Annotated in this window: 14 protein-coding genes and 1 pseudogene; 7 read left to right on the top strand and 8 right to left on the bottom strand. The window is 64.9% G+C overall.

Features of this window, described 5'->3' with window-relative positions; genetic code table 11:
- A pseudogene (locus tag L630_RS22840) lies at window positions 1–167 on the bottom strand (IS5/IS1182 family transposase); the annotation flags it as partial.
- 98 nt (window positions 168–265) lie between these two features.
- Entirely contained in the window at window positions 266–856 is a 591-nt protein-coding gene (locus L630_RS0110665; protein WP_024848246.1) for a biotin transporter BioY, read from the bottom strand.
- A gap of 110 nt (window positions 857–966) precedes the next feature.
- On the opposite strand from L630_RS0110665, the gene L630_RS0110660 reads away from it, so the two are divergent.
- The gene (locus L630_RS0110660) at window positions 967–1,872 is read left to right on the top strand and encodes an MBL fold metallo-hydrolase (protein WP_024848245.1); all 906 of its coding nucleotides are present in this window, start codon (window positions 967–969) and stop codon (window positions 1,870–1,872) included.
- Here L630_RS0110660 and L630_RS0110655 read toward each other — a convergent pair.
- Window positions 1,843–2,673, bottom strand: coding sequence for a DUF1499 domain-containing protein (locus tag L630_RS0110655; protein ID WP_024848244.1), 831 nt, complete (start codon window positions 2,671–2,673; stop codon window positions 1,843–1,845). The two genes, L630_RS0110660 and L630_RS0110655, sit on opposite strands and share 30 nt — an antisense overlap.
- Before the next feature lie 196 nt (window positions 2,674–2,869).
- Window positions 2,870–4,498, bottom strand: a complete 1,629-nt coding sequence (locus L630_RS0110650; protein WP_024848243.1) for a 3-(methylthio)propionyl-CoA ligase — start codon at window positions 4,496–4,498, stop codon at window positions 2,870–2,872.
- 154 nt (window positions 4,499–4,652) lie between these two features.
- On the opposite strand from L630_RS0110650, the gene L630_RS0110645 reads away from it, so the two are divergent.
- Window positions 4,653–5,057, top strand: a complete 405-nt coding sequence (locus tag L630_RS0110645; protein ID WP_024848242.1) for a hypothetical protein — start codon at window positions 4,653–4,655, stop codon at window positions 5,055–5,057.
- 67 nt (window positions 5,058–5,124) lie between these two features.
- Window positions 5,125–6,744 carry an ABC-F family ATP-binding cassette domain-containing protein gene (locus L630_RS0110640; protein WP_024848241.1) on the top strand — a complete coding sequence of 540 codons (1,620 nt, stop codon included), beginning with the start codon at window positions 5,125–5,127 and terminating at the stop codon, window positions 6,742–6,744.
- 538 nt (window positions 6,745–7,282) lie between these two features.
- On the opposite strand, the gene ppdK is transcribed toward L630_RS0110640, so the two are convergent.
- Entirely contained in the window at window positions 7,283–9,952 is a 2,670-nt protein-coding gene (ppdK, locus tag L630_RS0110635) for a pyruvate, phosphate dikinase (protein ID WP_024848240.1), read from the bottom strand.
- Between the two features lie 204 nt (window positions 9,953–10,156).
- Between ppdK and L630_RS0110630 the strand changes: the two genes are divergently transcribed.
- Together L630_RS0110630 and L630_RS0110625 are read left to right on the top strand one after the other, a co-directional pair.
- Window positions 10,157–10,501 (top strand): VOC family protein, encoded by a 345-nt coding sequence (locus tag L630_RS0110630; RefSeq protein ID WP_024848239.1) that lies wholly within the window; start codon window positions 10,157–10,159, stop codon window positions 10,499–10,501.
- Between the two features lie 17 nt (window positions 10,502–10,518).
- Window positions 10,519–10,863 (top strand): GFA family protein, encoded by a 345-nt coding sequence (locus tag L630_RS0110625; protein WP_024848238.1) that lies wholly within the window; start codon window positions 10,519–10,521, stop codon window positions 10,861–10,863.
- On the opposite strand, the gene smc is transcribed toward L630_RS0110625, so the two are convergent.
- The 3 genes from smc to L630_RS0110610 all read right to left on the bottom strand — a co-directional run bounded on the left by smc (window position 10,860) and on the right by L630_RS0110610 (window position 15,695).
- Window positions 10,860–14,318, bottom strand: coding sequence for a chromosome segregation protein SMC (smc, locus tag L630_RS0110620; protein ID WP_024848237.1), 3,459 nt, complete (start codon window positions 14,316–14,318; stop codon window positions 10,860–10,862). The two genes, L630_RS0110625 and smc, sit on opposite strands and share 4 nt — an antisense overlap.
- A gap of 54 nt (window positions 14,319–14,372) precedes the next feature.
- Window positions 14,373–15,068, bottom strand: a complete 696-nt coding sequence (locus tag L630_RS0110615; RefSeq protein WP_024848236.1) for a DsbA family protein — start codon at window positions 15,066–15,068, stop codon at window positions 14,373–14,375.
- Window positions 15,069–15,200: 132 nt separating this feature from the next.
- Window positions 15,201–15,695 carry a DUF721 domain-containing protein gene (locus L630_RS0110610; RefSeq protein WP_024848235.1) on the bottom strand — a complete coding sequence of 165 codons (495 nt, stop codon included), beginning with the start codon at window positions 15,693–15,695 and terminating at the stop codon, window positions 15,201–15,203.
- A 34-nt stretch (window positions 15,696–15,729) separates the two neighbouring features.
- On the opposite strand from L630_RS0110610, the gene mutY reads away from it, so the two are divergent.
- The gene (gene mutY / locus L630_RS0110605) at window positions 15,730–16,848 is read left to right on the top strand and encodes an A/G-specific adenine glycosylase (protein WP_024848234.1); all 1,119 of its coding nucleotides are present in this window, start codon (window positions 15,730–15,732) and stop codon (window positions 16,846–16,848) included.
- Window positions 16,845–17,453 carry an HAD family phosphatase gene (locus L630_RS0110600; protein WP_024848233.1) on the top strand — a complete coding sequence of 203 codons (609 nt, stop codon included), beginning with the start codon at window positions 16,845–16,847 and terminating at the stop codon, window positions 17,451–17,453. Before mutY ends, L630_RS0110600 begins: the two co-directional genes overlap by 4 nt.
- The last annotated feature ends 297 nt before the right edge of the window (window positions 17,454–17,750 follow it).

The following is a 17,750-nucleotide window of genomic DNA, read 5'->3' as shown; positions in this document are numbered from 1 at the left end:
AGCGGCGGCCGGCCGTTGTCGGGGCAGTAGAGCCCCGCGACACGATCGTGGATGAAGGAAAAGTCGATCACCGCGTCGATCTTGCGCAGCAGGTGATCCTTCGGCACCAGGCTCTCAAGCGTCACTATCTCGAGCGCCGTCTGTTCGGGAGCAGGCTTCTTCAGCATGCCCCACTGAATCAAAAACCTCCGGCCGAAGCCAGAGGTTTGTCAGCAGTCTGAGGCCGGTCTCGCGACCGACCTTTCTTTTTGAAACCTGCCAAGTCTCAGGCGCGGCGGAAGAGCGCCCAGACGGCCGGGACGACCGAAGCAGCGAGCGCTGCCTTAACGAGGTCCGGCACGATGAACGGAACGACACCGAACTGCCATGCGGCCTCGGCACCGATCAGGACCGACAGCCAGGCGAAGCCGGCAGCAAGGATGGTTGCGACAGCGGCAACCATGACGGCGAACAGACGGAACGGCTTGTTACCCCAGCCGCGGTCAGCCGCCCAGCCGACCATCGCGGTCGCGGCGATCATGCCGACAAGGTAGCCACCGGTGGTGCCCATCATGTAAGCGAGACCGATGCCCTTCTCAGGGGTGCTCTGGAAGACCGGGAAGCCGGCAGCACCCTCGGCGAGGTAGAGCAGGAAGGTCGCAAGGCCGAGGCGCGAGCCGTAGGCGGCTGCGAGCGCCAGCACGGCGAAGTTGCCGAGATAGAGGTCGACCGGTCCCAGAACCACCTTGGTCTTGGCTGCAACGGTAAGCAGCAACGTGCCGGCTACGGCCAGAAAACCGAGGGCCGCGTAGCGAGCAATGCCCTTTTCAGGCAAGGCAAGCGAAACGAGCGGACGGGAAAGAACTGCAGCTGACATCGGGTTCTCCATCAGGATCCGGAAGGCAATACACGGTTTTCCGTATATGGCCTTCCGTGATATGCGGCAACACGTTTCGCTCGCAGTGCCTGTTCACAAGGAAACCGCTAATGGCTCTGGATTTTGACAACCACTTCGAGCCTGCGCACGGCGAGGCGATTGAAGTTGCCCCCGGCGTGCGACGAATCACGGCCGATAATCCAAGCGCCTTCACCTTCCACGGGACGAACAGCTACATACTGGGCACCGATACACTGGCGGTGATCGATCCTGGCCCGGTCAGCGAGAATCATTTCCAGGCACTGCTGCGCGCGATCGGCGGCCGCCCGGTCAGCCACATCTTCGTTTCGCACACCCATGCCGACCACTCGCCGCTCGCGCGCCAGCTCAAGGAAGCGACTGGCTCGAAGGTCTATGCCGAGGGTCCCCACCGCCCTGCCCGGCCGCTGCGCATCGGTGAAATCAATCCGCTCGACGCCAGCGCCGACACCGAGTTTATGCTGGACGTTTCGCTTGCCGATGGCGAACTCGTCGAGGGCGACGGCTGGAGCCTGCGCGCGATCTACACACCGGGGCACACCGCCAACCACCTCGCCTTTGCGCTCGAAGGCACCGGCATCCTCTTTTCCGCCGACCACGTGATGGCCTGGGCAACGACGATCGTCGCCCCGCCCGACGGCGCGATGTCGGACTATATGGCCTCGCTCGATAAGCTCATGGAGCGCGACTACACGCTTTATCTGCCGGGCCACGGCGGGCCGGTGCGTCAGCCATCCGCGTTCCTGCGCGGCCTCAAGACGCACCGCAGGATGCGCGAGCGCGCGATCCTCGAGCGGCTGCGCAGCGGCGACCGCACCATTCCGGAAATGGTTGCGGCGATCTACCGCGACACCGACCCGCGGCTCCATAACGCCGCTGGCTTGTCGGTCCTTGCCCATCTTGAGGACATGGTCGCGCGCGGTCTCGTCGAGGCCGAAGGCGAGCCATCAATTGGCGGGATCTTCATCCCCCGCTGAGGCGGGAATATCGATGATCTCGAGCGACTGGCGCTCGAACTCCGCCTCCAGCGCCGTCATGAAGCGGTTGATGCGCCGCGCGCCGCTGCCAAGGTCGTGCCAGAAGTAGCGCTGGGCGAGCCGCAGGTCGACGAACACCGTCTCGCCCTCGTCGACGAGCCGCAGCACCCCGTCTGATGGGAGCCGCAGCAGCCAGGTCGGCGCATAGACCTCCAAAGTCAGCCGGGTTTGTTCTGTCTCAACCGGCAGCTGACGCGTCGGACGCCACCCCTGTTGCTCCAGCGCAACCTTGAGGGCGCTGAATACCCGCTCCATCGACGCATCGAAGCGGCGGCCCGTCAGGTCCGGATAGGCCTCCGCCTGCACCGAAGCCTCTTCCCGCGTGATGCGGCCAAGCGGGTTCATGCCCGCGGTGCGGTTATTCTGGGCGGTGATGAAGGCGGGCGGGTCGATGAGATCCGTCGAAACATCGGCGAGCGGCGGATGGGTCAGGTAGAGATAGACGCCATAGCCGTAAGGTGCCAGCACCAGCGCCGAGAGAAGCACTGCCACCAACGACGCGCGCCCGCCCTTCGCGCCGTAGTGCCACAGGCGATGGAATCCGAGTGCCGCCAGCAAGATGGCGAGGATCGCAAGCCCCGCGACCAGCGCCAGCACCCACAGGAAGGCAGCCGTCTCCATCAACCCGTAGCGATGGCCCACGCAGGCCACCAACAGCAGGATCAGCGAAAACGAAGACACCTTCCGCGCCCAGTCGGCCGAGCGCGAAACCCTGCGATCCGCCAGTATCGTCGTTGCCATGCCGTGCCTGCCCGCAGCAATGAAGCAGCAATGAATCTGAGCGCAATCTACGGCAAGCGGATTTGAAACGGTATCGGTTTCAGCCTGTACCTTCTCCCCGCTCGCAGGGAGAAGGTGCCCGAAGGGCGGATGAGGGGCAGCACGGCATGACAGGCGGACGACCGTCCTGCCGAGCGTCCGATCAAGACCACGCCCCTTACGCCGTCGGCAGCTGGTATTGCCGGAACTGTTCGCGCAGCGTCGTCTTCTGGATCTTGCCGGTCGCCGTGTGCGGGATCTCGTCGACGAAGGCCACGTCGTCCGGCAGCCACCACTTGGCGACCTTGCCCTCGAGGAAATTCAGCAGTTCCTGCTTGTCCGGCTGCTTGCCGGGCTTTGGCACCACTACCAGCAGCGGGCGCTCGTCCCATTTCGGGTGCCGGACGCCGATGACGGCCGCCTCCGCCACATCCGGATGCCCGACGGCGAGATTCTCCAGCTCGATGGTCGAGATCCATTCGCCGCCGGACTTGATGACGTCCTTGGCGCGGTCCGTCACTTGCATGTAGCCGTTCTCGTCGATATGGGCGACGTCGCCCGTGTCGAACCAGTTCTCGTCGTCGAATTGCTCGTATCCGGCCCCGCCATAGTAGGCCCGGGCGACCGCCGGGCCCCTCACCTTCAGGCGGCCAAAGGTCTTGCCGTCCCAGGGCAGCTCGTTGTTGTCGTCGTCGGTGACCTTCATCTCGACGCCGAAGGGGGCAAAGCCCTGCTTCTGCTTGACGTCGAGCAGCGCGTCGCCCGCGAGGTTCGCATGCTGCGGCTTCATGGTGCAGAGCGAACCGAGCGGGCTCATCTCCGTCATGCCCCAGGCGTGGATGACCTCGACGCCAAAGTCGCGCTCGAATTTTTCCGTCATCGCCCGCGGGCAGGCCGAGCCGCCGATGATGACGCGCTTCAGATAGTGCAGCTTCTTGCCGGAGCTTTCGAGGTACTGCAGCAGCATCAGCCAGACGGTCGGCACCGCCGCGGTGCAGCTCACCTTCTCCGTGTCCAGCAGCTCGTAGACCGACTCGCCGTCGAGCTTGCCGCCCGGCATCACCATCTTTGCCCCCACCATCGGCGCGCTTTGGGCAAGACCCCAGGCGTTGGCATGGAACATCGGCACGACCGGCATGACGGCATCGCGCGACGACAGGCCCATCGCGTCGGGCTGAACCGCCATCATCGCGTGCAGCACGTTCGAGCGGTGGGAGTAGACGACGCCCTTGGGGTCGCCCGTCGTGCCGGAGGTGTAGCACATGCCGCTCGCCGTGTTTTCGTCCAGCGCGAGCCACTGGAAGTCGCCGTCGGCCTGGGCGAGCCAGTCCTCGTACGCCACAGCGCCCGGCAGCGTGGTCTGCGGCATGTGCGCGGCGTCAGTGAAGACGATCACCTTCTTCACGCTCGGCACCTGCGGCAGGATCTTTTCCGCCAGCGGCACGAACGTCAGGTCCACGAACAGGAGTTTGTCCTCGGCGTGGTTCATGATCCAGGCGATCTGGTCGGGAAACAGGCGCGGGTTGAGCGTGTGGTAGACGGCGCCGATGCCGTTGATGCCGTACCAGGCTTCGAGGTGACGGGCTGTGTTCCAGGCAAGAGTGGCGATGCGATCGCCCAAGCCGTAACCATCCCGCTGCAACTGCTGCGCAACCTTCAGGGCACGGCTACGCAATTGGGCGTAGGTCTGGCGGACGATGGGTCCTTCTATTGAGCGTGTGACCACCTCCCGTTCGCCATGCTGTCTCGCGGCATGATCCAGTATCTTGTGACAGAGCAGAGGCCATTCCTGCATCAGTCCTTGCATCGCGTTCCTCCTCCTTGCGTTGCCAGGGCAGTGTTCGCCGGAATGAGCCCGCTGTCCAGAGGATGCGAAGGCCGGGGGTGACGCTTGTCGCGAAGGATCTGGAACCGCCGGTTCCGCGCAGCGTTTGGCTTCGGCACCCATGGAGAGGCAACGAATGACCGCGAGCGACACGCTCTCACCCGCACTGAAGCCACCGCCACCCCCATTTGAAGCTGCCCTTGAAGCCGTCGAGCTCGAACTTGCCCTCGGAAAACGAGACACGAAGCAGGATCTGTGCGAGCAGATCATCCGCGAAACGGTGGAGAGCGTCGGCGGCATCCTGCTGTTCCAGATCAGGATCGGAGAAGGAAGGGACCAGCGCTGGCTGGGAGCGGTCGCCTTCGCCGAGGAGGACCGCCAGGAATATGCGGTGATTTCGATCCCCTGCGACGGCAGCCCTATCGAGGTGACGCCCGTCACGCAGTCCAGCCTGCCGCTGGCGTCGCTGGCCGTGGCCTATGCCAACCTCGCCCAATGCTGGGCGAAGAGCCGCACGCAGGGCACGCTCGAAACGGCCTGACGCCCCTTTCTCAACCAAACGCCATCGCTTAAGGGACCCCTAGCCATCTTCCAGGGGTCCTTCCGGCATGATTCGTCTCGAAAACATCAGCAAGCAGAACGGTCAGCAGATCGTCTTCATCGAAGCGTCTGCGGCCCTGCAGCGAGGCGAAAAGATCGGTCTCGTCGGTCCGAACGGCGCGGGAAAGACCACGCTGTTCCGCATGATTACCGGTCAGGAATCGCCGGATGAAGGACAGGTTTCCATCGATCGCGGCGTGACCATCGGCTACTTCAGCCAGGATGTCGGCGAAATGGAAGGCCGCACCGTCGTTGCCGAGGTCATGGAAGGCATGGGCCCCGTCAGCGCGATGATAGCGGAGATGGCCGAGCTTGAGGCAGCAATGGGCGATCCCGACCGCGCCGACGAGATGGACGAGATCATCGAGCGCTACGGAGAGGTGCAAAGCCGCTTCGACGAGATCGACGGCTACTCGCTCGACGGGCGCGCGCGCGAGGTTCTCGACGGCCTCGGCTTCTCGCAGGAAATGATGGACGGCAATGTCGGCAACTTGTCGGGCGGCTGGAAGATGCGCGTGGCGCTCGCCAAGATCCTTCTGATGCGGCCAGATGCCATGCTGCTCGACGAGCCGAGCAACCACCTCGACATCGAGAGCCTGATCTGGCTCGAGAAATTCCTGCAGAACTACGATGGCACCATCCTCATGACCTCGCACGATCGCGAGTTCATGAACCGGATCGTTTCGAAGATCATCGAGATCGACGCCGGCAACCTGACGACCTACTCCGGCGACTACACGTTTTACCTTGAGCAGCGTGCACTGGCCGAAGCGCAGCAGCAGGCGCAGTTCGAGCGCCAGCAGGCTATGCTCGCCAAGGAAATCGCCTTTATCGAGCGCTTCAAGGCCCGCGCCTCGCATGCCGCCCAGGTGCAGAGCCGCGTCAAGAAGCTGGACAAGATCGATAAGGTCGAGCCGCCCAAGCGCCGTCAGACCGTCCGCTTCGAGTTCCAGCCGGCACCACGCTCTGGCGAGGACGTCGCGACCGTGAAGTGCGTTCACAAGAGCTATGGCTCGAAGGTCATCTACGAAGGCCTCGACTTTCAGGTCCGGCGCCGCGAGCGCTGGTGCGTCCTCGGCGTCAATGGCGCCGGCAAGTCGACGCTGCTCAAGCTCATCGCCGGCGCTTCCGAGCCGGATAAGGGAACGGTCTCGCGCGGGCCGAGCGTCAAGATGGGCTATTTCGCCCAGCATGCGATGGAAGTGCTGGAGGGCGACCTCACCATCCTCCAAAACCTGGAGCATCAGTTCCCGCAGGCGGGTCAGGCGCCGCTGCGCGCGCTTGCCGGTTGCTTCGGCTTTACCGGTGATGACGTGGAGAAGCGTTGCCGGGTGCTGTCAGGCGGCGAGAAGGCGCGGCTCGTCATGGCAATCATGCTGTTCGACCCGCCGAATTTCCTCGTTCTCGATGAGCCGACCAACCACCTCGACATCGCCACCAAGGAAATGCTCGTCGATGCGCTGTCGAAATATGAAGGCGCGATGCTGTTCGTCTCGCACGACCGCCACTTCCTGTCGGCGCTTTCGAACCGCGTACTGGAACTCACTGAAGAAGGCCCCCGCACCTATGGCGGCGGCTACACCGAATACGTCGCCAGCACCGGCCAGGAAGCGCCCGGGTTGCGGTAGGTCTGTTGCGGTAGCGCTCTAAGAGCCCCCTCGGTCCTTCGGACCACCTCCCCCTCTCCAGGGGGAGGATCCAGCGGCAACGCCACGCTTTATCCAGCTTGAAACTTACGTCTCCGGGATCTTCCCCCGCTTGCGGGGGAAGTGTCGCGAAGCGACGAAGGAGGCGTCTGGCTCCAACCTTGGTGAGCATGCTCTCGGTCAGCCCCATCCGGTCCTTCGGACCACCTCCCCCTCAAGAGGGGGAGGATCTAGCTTTGAGCCTGTAAGATCCGTTTGGAAACCACGTCTCCAAGATCTTCCCCCGCGTGCGGGGGAAGTGTCGCGAAGCGACGAAGGGGCGTCTGGCTCCAACCTTGGTGAGCATGCTCTCGGTCAGCCCCCTCCGGTCCTTCGGACCACCTCCCCCTCACGAGGGGGAGGATCCAGCTTTGAGCCTGTAAAGACCGTTCTGGAAATTACGTCTCCGGGATCTTCCCCCGCGTGCGGGGGAAGTGTCGCGAAGCGACGAAGGGGGCGTTCAAGAGCCCCCCTCTCAGAACTATTTCTGCCACTGCTTCACCGCCGCCTGCGCCGCTGCTAGCCGCGCGATCGGTACGCGGAACGGCGAGCACGAGACGTAGTCGAGCCCCACTTCCTCACAGAACTCGATCGAGCGCGGGTCGCCGCCATGCTCGCCGCAGATGCCGAGCTTGAGGCCGGGCTTGGCCTGCCGGCCGCGCTCGGCGGCAATGCGGACCAGCTCGCCAACGCCCTCGACGTCGATCGAAATGAACGGGTCCTGCTCGACGATGCCCTTCTGGCGATAGGTCTCGAGGAACGACGAGGCGTCGTCGCGCGAAATGCCGAAGGTGGTTTGGGTGAGGTCGTTGGTGCCGAACGAGAAGAACTCGGCGGCCTCGGCGATCGCATTGGCGCGCAAGGCCGCGCGCGGCAGCTCGATCATCGTGCCGACAAGGTAGTCGAACTTGCTGCTCGTCTCCTGCATCACCGCTTGGGCGACGTGGTCGATGCGCGCCTTGACGTAGTCGAGCTCCTTCATGAGGCCGACCAGCGGCACCATGATCTCCGGCACGACCGGGCTGCCGGTCTTCTTTCCGGCTTCGGCAGCCGCCTCGAAGATCGCGCGCGCCTGCATCTCGGCGATCTCCGGATAGGAGACGGCGAGCCTGCAGCCGCGATGGCCGAGCATCGGGTTGAATTCGTGCAGCGCCTCGGTGCGCTGGCGCAGCTTCTCAGCGGACACGCCCATCGCCGCGGCAACGTCAGCGATTTCCTGCTCGGTCTTCGGCAGGAACTCGTGCAGCGGCGGGTCGAGCAGGCGGATCGTCACCGGCAGACCCGCCATGATCTCGAACAGCTCGACAAAATCGGAGCGCTGCATTGGCAGCAGCTTCGCCAGTGCCGCGCGGCGGTCCTTCTCGGTGTCGGCGAGGATCATCTCGCGCATGACGACGATGCGGTCGTCGTCGAAGAACATGTGCTCGGTGCGGCAAAGGCCGATGCCCTCGGCGCCGAACGAGCGCGCCATGCGCGCATCCGCCGGCGTCTCGGCGTTGGTGCGCACCTTCATGCGGCGCAGCTTGTCGGCCCAGCTCATGATGGCGGCGAAGTCGCCCGACAACTCCGGCTGCAGCATCGGCACGGCACCCTTCAGCACCTGCCCGGTGGTGCCGTCGATTGTGATGATGTCGCCGCGGTGGAAGGTGCGGCCCATCGCCACCAGCGTGCCGGCCCGCGCGTCGACACGCAGCGTGCCGGCGCCAGAAACGCACGGCTTGCCCATACCGCGGGCGACCACCGCCGCGTGGCTGGTCATGCCGCCGCGGGTGGTGAGAATGCCTTCCGAGGCATGCATGCCATGAATATCCTCGGGGCTCGTCTCGACGCGCACGAGGATCGCCTTGCGGTTCTGGGCCCGCATCTCTTCCGCCTCGTCCGAGGTGAAGACGATTTCGCCGGTCGCGGCACCCGGTGAAGCCGGCAGACCGACCGCGATGACGTCGCGCGTTGCCTTCGGGTCGATGGTCGGGTGCAGCAGCTGGTCGAGCGAAGCCGGGTCGATGCGCGCGACGGCTTCCGCCTCGGTGATCAGCCCCTCGTTCGCCATGTCGACGGCGATCTTGAGTGCTGCCCGCGCCGTGCGCTTGCCCGAGCGGGTCTGCAGCATCCACAGCCGCCCGCGCTCGATGGTGAACTCCAGGTCCTGCATGTCGCGGTAGTGGCGCTCGAGCTTATCCGCGATCTCGACAAAGGCGGCGAAAGCTTCCGGCATCGCCTTTTCCATAGACGGCTTGTCGGAGCCGGCCTCAATGCGCGCTTCCTCGGTAAGGTTCTGCGGCGTGCGGATGCCGGCGACGACGTCCTCGCCCTGCGCGTTGATCAGGAACTCGCCATAGAGGCGCTTTTCACCGGTCGAGGGGTTGCGGGTGAAGGCAACGCCTGTCGCCGACGTCTCGCCCATATTGCCGAACACCATTGCCTGGATGTTGACGGCGGTGCCCCAGCTTTCTGGAATGTCGTGCAGGCGGCGATAAGTGATCGCACGCGGGTTCATCCAGCTGGAGAAGACGGCGCCAATTGCGCCCCACAGCTGCGCATGCGGGTCCTGCGGGAACGGCTCGTCCAGCTCTTCCTCGACCTTCGCCTTGTAGAGCGTAATGACCTGCTGCCAGTCCTCGGCTGTCAGGTCGGTGTCGTATTCGTAACCGCGGCTGGCTTTCTCGTCCTCGAGGATCTCCTCGAAGTACTCGTCATCGAGACCGAGCACGACGTCGGAATACATCTGGATGAAGCGGCGGTAGCTGTCATAGGCAAAGCGCGGATCGCCGGAGTCGCGGGCGAGCGCCTCAACCGTCTGGTCGTTGAGGCCAAGATTGAGCACCGTGTCCATCATGCCCGGCATCGAGGCGCGCGCGCCCGAGCGGACCGATACCAGCAGCAGCTTCTCAGGATCGCCGAACCGGCGGCCGGTGATCTCGGCCACGCCGTCAAGCGCGGCCTGTACCTGCTCCTTCAGTTCCGGAGGATAGCTCCGTGCGTTCTCGTAGTACCAGCGGCAGACCTCGGTGGTGATCGTAAAGCCTGGCGGTACGGGAAGGCCCAGATTGCACATCTCCGCAAGGTTCGCGCCCTTGCCGCCGAGCAGCGCGCGGTCGCCCGCCGTACCCTCTGCCTTGCCTCCACCGAAGCTGTAGACCCACTTAGCCATGGCAGCCGTCCGCCTCTCGTACAGTTAGCCGGTTCAAACTCGTCAGCCCCTCGCGCCTGAGCGTTAGAACCCGAATGGCACGAAAGCAAGGACTGCATTCGGCTGCCGGCAACCTCAATCGATTTGGGTCAAAATTCTTTCTTCCCAAGATCAGCAGGGTGGCCTAGACTTGAACAAAACCAGAACAAGCGAGGAGACTTCAGCATGCGCGAAGACGGCAAACTCGACTATCTGGAAATGCAGGCAGCAAACGGCACGCTCGACAGCGTCAAGGCGTTCTACAGCGCGGCCTTCGGCTGGACGTTCACCGATTACGGCCCGACCTACTCGGCCTATTCTGAAGGTCTTGACGGTGGCTTCGACAGTTCAACTACACGCGAGACAAAGCCGCTGCCGGTTCTCTACTCTGCCGATCTTGAGCGGACGCTCGACGCGGTCACCGAGGCGGGAGGCAAGATCGTCCGGCCGATCTTCTCGTTCCCCGGCGGGCGGCGCTTCCACTTCACCGATCCCGCCGGCAACGAGCTTGCGGTCTGGAGCGAAAAATAACTGAAGGAGGAAACAGCATGCACATCGGCAGCTGTCATTGCGGCAATGTGAAATACGAGGTCGACGCCGAATTCACCGAGGGGCTGGAGTGCAACTGCTCGCACTGCAGCCGGAAGGGCTATCTGCTCAGCTTCGTGCCCCGCGACAAGGTGAAGATGCTGACGCCGATGGAGCAGCTTTCGACCTACCACTTCAACCGGCACGTCATCGACCACCACTTCTGCCCTGAATGTGGCTGCGCGCCGATCGCGTTCGGCACCGCACCCGACGGAAGCGCCACCGCCGCCATCAACATCCGCTGCATCGAGGGAATCGACCTCACGACAATCAAGCGCCAGCCTGTCGACGGGCGCAGCTTCTAACTTGCCTCGGCGAGTTCGGCGGCCGTCTGCAGGTCGACGGAAACCAACTGGCTGACGCCCTGCTCGGCCATGGTGACGCCGAACAGGCGGTTCATGCGCGCCATGGTGATGGGGTTGTGGGTGATGACGACGAAACGCGTCTCCGTCGTTTTCGCCATCTCGTCCATCAGATTGCAGAAGCGCTCGACATTGTGATCGTCGAGCGGCGCGTCGACCTCGTCGAGAACGCAGATCGGCGCGGGGTTGGTCAGGAACACGGCAAAGATCAGCGCCATCGCAGTGAGCGCCTGCTCGCCGCCTGAAAGCAGCGTCATCGTCTGCGGCTTCTTGCCCGGAGGGCGGGCGAGGATTTCGAGGCCGGCTTCGAGGGGATCGTCGGACTCGATCAGCTGCAGCTCGGCGGTGCCTCCGCCGAACAGGTGCGTAAACAGGCGCTGGAAGTGGCCGTTGACCACCTCGAACGCCGCCAGCAGCCGTTCGCGGCCCTCTCGATTAAGGCTCTGGATCGCCTGGCGCAGCTTGCGGATCGCCTCGATCACGTCCTCGCGCTCGGTGATGATCGTGCCGTGGCGTTCCATCAGTTCGCGCTGCTCTTCCTCGGCGCGCAGGTTCACCGCCCCCAGCCGCTCGCGCTCGATCTTGAGGCGCTCCAGGTCGCGCTCCGTCGCCGCCATGTCCGGCAATGGCGCGTCGGGCTCGAGCCCGGCATGCTTCAGCACCATGTGCGCCGGCACATTGAGCACTTCCTGGATACGCGCCTCGGCCTCGCGGCGGCGCTCATCGGCAGCCGTCAGGCGCTCCTCGGCGCGGCCGCGCGCCTCGCGCGCTTCCGACAGCGCCTGGATCGCCTCGGTCGCGGCGCGGTCCGCCTGCGCCTGTTTGGTTTCGGCGGTCTGCAGCCGGTCGTTTGCCTCGCGCTGCGCCGCCTCGGCCTTGGACAGTTCCGACATCAGGCTGCGGCGGCGCTCATCGATTTCGTCGGGAGCTTCGGCCAGCGCCTCGTATTCGGCTGCGGCCTCCTCGCGGCGCTCGCGCAGCGAGGCAATCTGCCGGTCGGCATTGGCGGCGCGCTCGATCCACGACTCGCGCTCGACCTGGATGGCGGCGAGCCGGCGCGTACGCGCCTCGGCCTCACGGCCAAGACCTTCGTGCGCCGCGCGGGCATCAGCCAGGCGGGCGCGATCTTCGGCGACGTCCTTCGCAAGCCGATCAAGCTGGATCTGCAGCTCGGTCAGGTCAGGCGCTTCCGCCAGCGCCATTTGCGCTTCCTCGACGCTTTCGGCGGCTTCCGACGCAGTCTCCGCCAGGCGCTCGCGTGCGTCAACCAGCGCATCACGGCGGCTCGACAGCTCGCCGGCAGCCTTTTCGGCACGCGCCAGCGCATCGCGTGCCTCAGATGCCGTGCGTTGCGCCTCGCGCAATGCCTCACGTGCCCGCCGCTCATCTTCGACGGCCTGCTTCACGCGGGCTTCGGCCCGCGCCAGCACGTCCTCGGCGGCACGCAGCGCGTCCGCAGCTTCCTGCGCCTCGGCCTCAAGTTCGGCGAGGCGGTTTTTCTGAGCCAGCCTGAGTGCAGCCGCTGTCGGCGCATCGGCACTCGCCGTCACGCCATCCCAGCGCCACACGGCGCCCGCGCGGCTGACCAGCACCTGACCGACCTGAAGCTGCGATTGCAGCGCCGGTCCCTGCTCGTCATCGCAAACGCCGATCTGCGACAAGCGCCGCGCCAGTTGCTCCGGTGCGCGGACGAGTTCTGACAACGGCCGGACACCAGCCGGCAGCGCCGGGTCGCCATCCTGTGGCGGAACATTGGCCCAGTGGACCGGTGCAGCGGCATCCAGCGGCAGGTCGATGTCCTCGCCCAGGGCCGCGCCCAGCGCGGTCTCGTAGCCGCGTTCGACGCGCACCTGCTCGAGTGCCGCCGGGAATCCATCTCCGGAAACCGCGCTCAGCATCTTTGCGAGCGTCCGCGCCTCCGTCTCGATGCCCTGCAGGCGGGCTCGCGCTTCGGCGAGCGGCGGACGTGCCGCTGCTTCCGCCTCGCGTGCTTCGGCCACGGCATCTTCAGCGATGGCAACCGCCTCCTCGGCCTGGACAGCGCGTTCCTCGGCCTCTTCGGCCAGCATCCGTTTCTCGGCGGGATCTGCCAGCGCAGCGATCTGCTGCGTGATTTCCGACGCCTCGCGATCGATCTCTGCGAGCTGGCGCATCAGGCGGTCGCGCCGCTCGGTGGAATCGCGCAGCGCGCGTTCGGCCTGCGCGCGGGCTGCAGCAGCCTCGGCGCGCTCGGACGTCAGCTTCGCAAGCGCCGCTTCGCTTGCCGCAAGGCGTGCCTGCGCTTCCTCGAACTCGGCGCGGGTCTGCGCCTCACGCTCGGTCGCGCCCGCATTCTCGGAGTTCAGCGTGCGCTCTTCCTCGTCGAGCCGGGCTAGCACTTCGGCATTATCTCGCACCATCCGCTCTTCGCGGGCGATGTCATCATCGAATTGCGACAGGCGCTTCTGCAGCTCGGCAGCGCGCGCCCGCATGCGGTTCGCTTCGTCTTCAAGCTGAGTCTTGGCGATCGTCAGCCGCTGCACCGTCGCCGCAGCAGCCGCCGCCGCGTCGCGCAGCTGTGGCAGATGGTGGGCGCCGATCGCCTGCTCGCGCGCGGCATTCATCTGCGCCGCTGCACGGTCGCCGACCAGCTTGGTCGCCTCGGCCAGCGCGGACTTTGCCTCGGCCTCCTGCGCCTTCGCCTGCGACCAGCGCAGATGCAGCACGATCGCCTCCGCCTTGCGGATTTCAGCCGACAGGTTGCGGAAGCGGGTCGCCTGCCGCGCCTGACGCTTCAGGCTCTCGATCTGGCTTTCGAGTTCGCCGACGACGTCGTCGAGACGCTCGAGGTTCTGCTCGGCTGCGCGCAGGCGCAGCTCCGCCTCATGGCGGCGGGTGTGCAGGCCGGAAATGCCGGCCGCCTCTTCCAGCAACGCACGGCGCGCCTGCGGCTTTGCCTGGATCAGCTCGCCGATACGCCCCTGCCCCACCATCGACGGTGAGCGCGCCCCCGTCGACTGGTCGGCGAACAACAGCTGCACGTCCTTGGCGCGCGCTTCCTTGCCGTTGATGCGATAGACTGACCCTGCCTCGCGCTCGATGCGGCGCGACACCTGCAGCTCGTCCGCGTCGTTGAAGGCGGGCGGCGCGGAGCGGTCCGTGTTGTCGAGGAAGAGGGTGACCTCGGCGGTATTGCGCGCCGGGCGCGTCGCCGAGCCGGAAAAGATCACGTCGTCCATGCCGGACGCACGCATGTTCTTGTACGAGCTTTCGCCCATCACCCAGCGCAGCGCCTCGACAAGATTGGACTTGCCGCAGCCGTTGGGGCCGACGATGCCGGTCAGCCCGCGCTCGATGACGAATTCGCTGGGTTCGACGAAGGACTTGAAGCCGAGAAGGCGGAGCCGGGAGAACTTCATGCGCGCGCCCTCCGTCGGGCCGGCGCGCGCAGAAACGCTGTCGCCAGGTTGCGACTAGAGCATGCTGTCGAGGATGGCCGACATCTCCTCAACCCTCATAGCCCCCTTGTAAACGTTTCCGTTGATGAAGAAGGTGGGCGTGGAATCGACGTTGAATTCCTTGGCGCCTCGATCTCGTACCTTCCTGACATCATCCAGAAGCTTCTGATCAGTCAAGCATGCCTCGAAGGACTCCTGTGAAAAACCGCCCAGACGGGCGATCTGGAGCAGCGCTTCGCGGGCATTTTCGACCGGCGCCCAGTTCTGCTGCTGCTGGAACAGCACGTCGACCATGGCGAAATACTTGTCGTCGGCGCAGCGGGCGAGCATGAAGCCAGCCTCCGCGCGCGGGTCGAACGGGAACTCGCGCAGCACCAGGCGCGCCTTGCCGGTGTCGATGTAGTTCTTCTTGATGTCCGGCAGCGTATTGCGGTGGAAGTTCGCGCAGTGGCCGCAGGTCATCGAAGCATATTCAACGATGGTGATCGGCGCATCGGCGTTGCCCAGCACCTTGTCCGGCAGCGCGCCCTCAGCCAGCACCTTGGCCATATCGACCTTACCGCTCGGCTGTGGCACGTTGGCAGCGGTGGAACTGGTCGTCGGCTGCGCGTTGGCGCTGCCTCCGGAATCATTGCACGCGGCAAGCAGGGATGCTGCAGATACGGCTGCCAGCGAGCCAAGAACTGTCCTGCGCGAAAGAATAGCGGTCATATATCACCTGTTAGCGGGCAAACTTGAGGCTGCGCTCTAAAAAATTACATGATGCCGAATAAGGCAAATTCCGGGGCTTTCCAATCCAATCCCGCTCGCCGATGTTCACGAATGCGCGAAAATAGGTGAGGCTCAGGATCGCTCGCCCAGCATCGAGCGGCCGAGCTTCGCCAGCGACTCGCGCAACCCATCATCCTCGATGCCGCTGACCATACCGTCGAGCCGCTTTTCCTCGGCCCCGCTCAGGGGGCGCAGCTTCGGCTTCGGCTTGACCTGCGGCGCCACCGACTTCTGCACGATCTTGATGCGGGCAACCGCCATGAAACCAAGGAAGGCGTTGACGCGCGCGATGATCTCACCCGTTTCATGCTGCAGCCGGAAGGCGGCCGAGCCGTCGCAGGCAATGACCAGCGTTGCCGGCTCGAACGGGTCGTCCTCGTGCAGCCGGCGCGGCCAGACGATCTTTTCGGGCCTTGTCACCGCGGCCAGGCGCGGCCCGGCGATCTCCTCCCACGACTGCACCAGCCCGATATTGATGCCGGCGCGCTTGCGCAGCAGCGGATCGAGCAGGCTTGCAGCGAGGTCGCTAACCGGCACGGCATTGCCGCGGTCGCTTTTCCCTGCCATGAGCTTTCTCCGTTGCGGTCAGGCGAATGTTTGAATGAAGGCGCACACTAGCATCAATCGCGGCGCAAATCAGGTCGCCCCGGCATTACTGGATTGGTACGACGCGCACCACCGCGAATTGCCCTGGCGCACGCCGCCGCGCGCGCTGCGCGAGGGTGTGCGACCCGATCCCTACCGCGTCTGGCTGTCGGAGGTGATGCTGCAGCAGACGACGGTGGAGGCCGTGAAGGCCTACTTCACCCGCTTCGTCGAGCAGTGGCCGGACGTGAAAGAACTGGCTGCCGCCGACACCGCCGACGTGATGAAGGCCTGGGCCGGGCTCGGCTATTATTCGCGCGCCCGCAACCTAAAAGCCTGCGCCGAGGAAGTGGCAGAAAAGCACGGCGGCGTCTTTCCCGACACCGAGGAAGGGCTGCGGGCACTGCCCGGCATCGGCCCTTACACGGCGGCCGCCATCGCGGCGATCGCCTTCAACCAGCCAGCCGCCGTTGTCGACGGCAATATCGAGCGCGTCATCTCGCGCCTCTATGCCATCGCCACCCCCCTCCCCGCCGCCAAGCCGGAGATCAAGGCACGCGTCGCTCAAATTCTTCCGCACGACCGTCCCGGCGACTTTGCCCAGGCGATGATGGACCTCGGCGCCACCATCTGCTCGCCGAAGCGGCCAAAATGCATGCTCTGCCCGGTCAACGAATCCTGCACCGCGCTCAGCCAGGGCGATCCGGAGTTTTATCCGGTCAAGGCCGCGAAGAAGGAAAAGCCGTTGCGGCAGGGCGCGGCCTTCGTTGCCGTGCGCGACGACGGCGCGATCCTGCTGCGCACCCGGCCCAACTCCGGCCTTCTCGGCGGCATGAGCGAGCCGCCCACCACCGGCTGGACATCGCGCCAGGACGGTGACACCACTGTCGCGGGCGCGCCGTTTCCTGCAAACTGGCGCCCGGCGGGAGCAGTTCGTCACGTCTTCACGCATTTCGAGCTGACGCTTTCGGTCTGGCGCGCCGATGGCGATGCCTTCCCGACGCCGCCGGGCGCGTGGTGGTCGACGCCGGACGAGATCCCCGGCGAGGCGCTCCCGACCGTGATGAAGAAGGCAATCGAGGCAGCAATACCCGGCGCAACCCGAAACCGGCTCCGTCTGAAAGGAACAAAATGAGCGAGATTCGTCACATCGTGTTCGACATCGGCAAGGTGCTGATCCACTACGATCCGAACCTGCCCTTTCGGCGGCTGATCCCCGACGACGAGGAGCGCGCCGAGTTCTTCGCCACCGTCTGCACGCACGAATGGAATCTCGAACAAGACCGCGGCCGCACCTGGGAGGAAGCCGAGGCGCTGCTGATCGCCGAGCATCCGGAAAAGGAAGAGCTGATCCGCAGCTTCCGCCGCTACTGGCATGAGATGGTCTCGCACGCTTATGACGACACGGTCGCGATCCTCGAGGAGCTTCTCAAGAACGGTCACGACGTGACCATGCTCACCAACTTCGCCGCCGACACCTTTGCCGAGGCGAAGGAAAAATTCCCGTTCCTGAAGAAGCCGCGCGGCGTCACCGTCTCTGGCGAGGTCAAGCTCATTAAACCGGATGCGGCGATCTACCGGCTGCACACGGAAACCTTCGGCCTTGAGCCGTCGGCCACGCTGTTCGTCGACGACAGTGCGGCCAATGTCGAGGGTGCAAAGGCCGTCGGCTGGAACGCGGTGCTCTTCACCGGCGCCGCTGCCTTCCGGGCGGATTTGCAGCGTTACGGGGTGCTGTAGGGAAGGCTGCCGTCGCGAGAAACCGACTGCAATTTCTGCACCGCCGTGGCTGGTTCGCCGTTCAGGCATGGATACCCCGGTCAAGCCGGGGTATGACGATGAATGAGACGTTCGGCAATAACGGGCACTATAGTGTACTCCGCTCACGGATACGGCGAACGAAGCGAGGGAAAATACATATCCACTTCCCTCATGCCCGTGCTCGACACGGGCATCCATGCCGGAACTGTGAAGCGGGGCGGCGGCGCAGAACCCACGCCCTTGAGAAAACCAACGCCAAACAAAAAGGGCCGCATC

This window comes from Aminobacter sp. J41 (genome assembly GCF_000526635.1).
Taxonomy (GTDB): Bacteria; Pseudomonadota; Alphaproteobacteria; order Rhizobiales; family Rhizobiaceae; genus Aerobium.
Note: the sequence above shows the minus strand (reverse complement) of the source record. Positions and strands in the feature narration are given on the sequence as shown.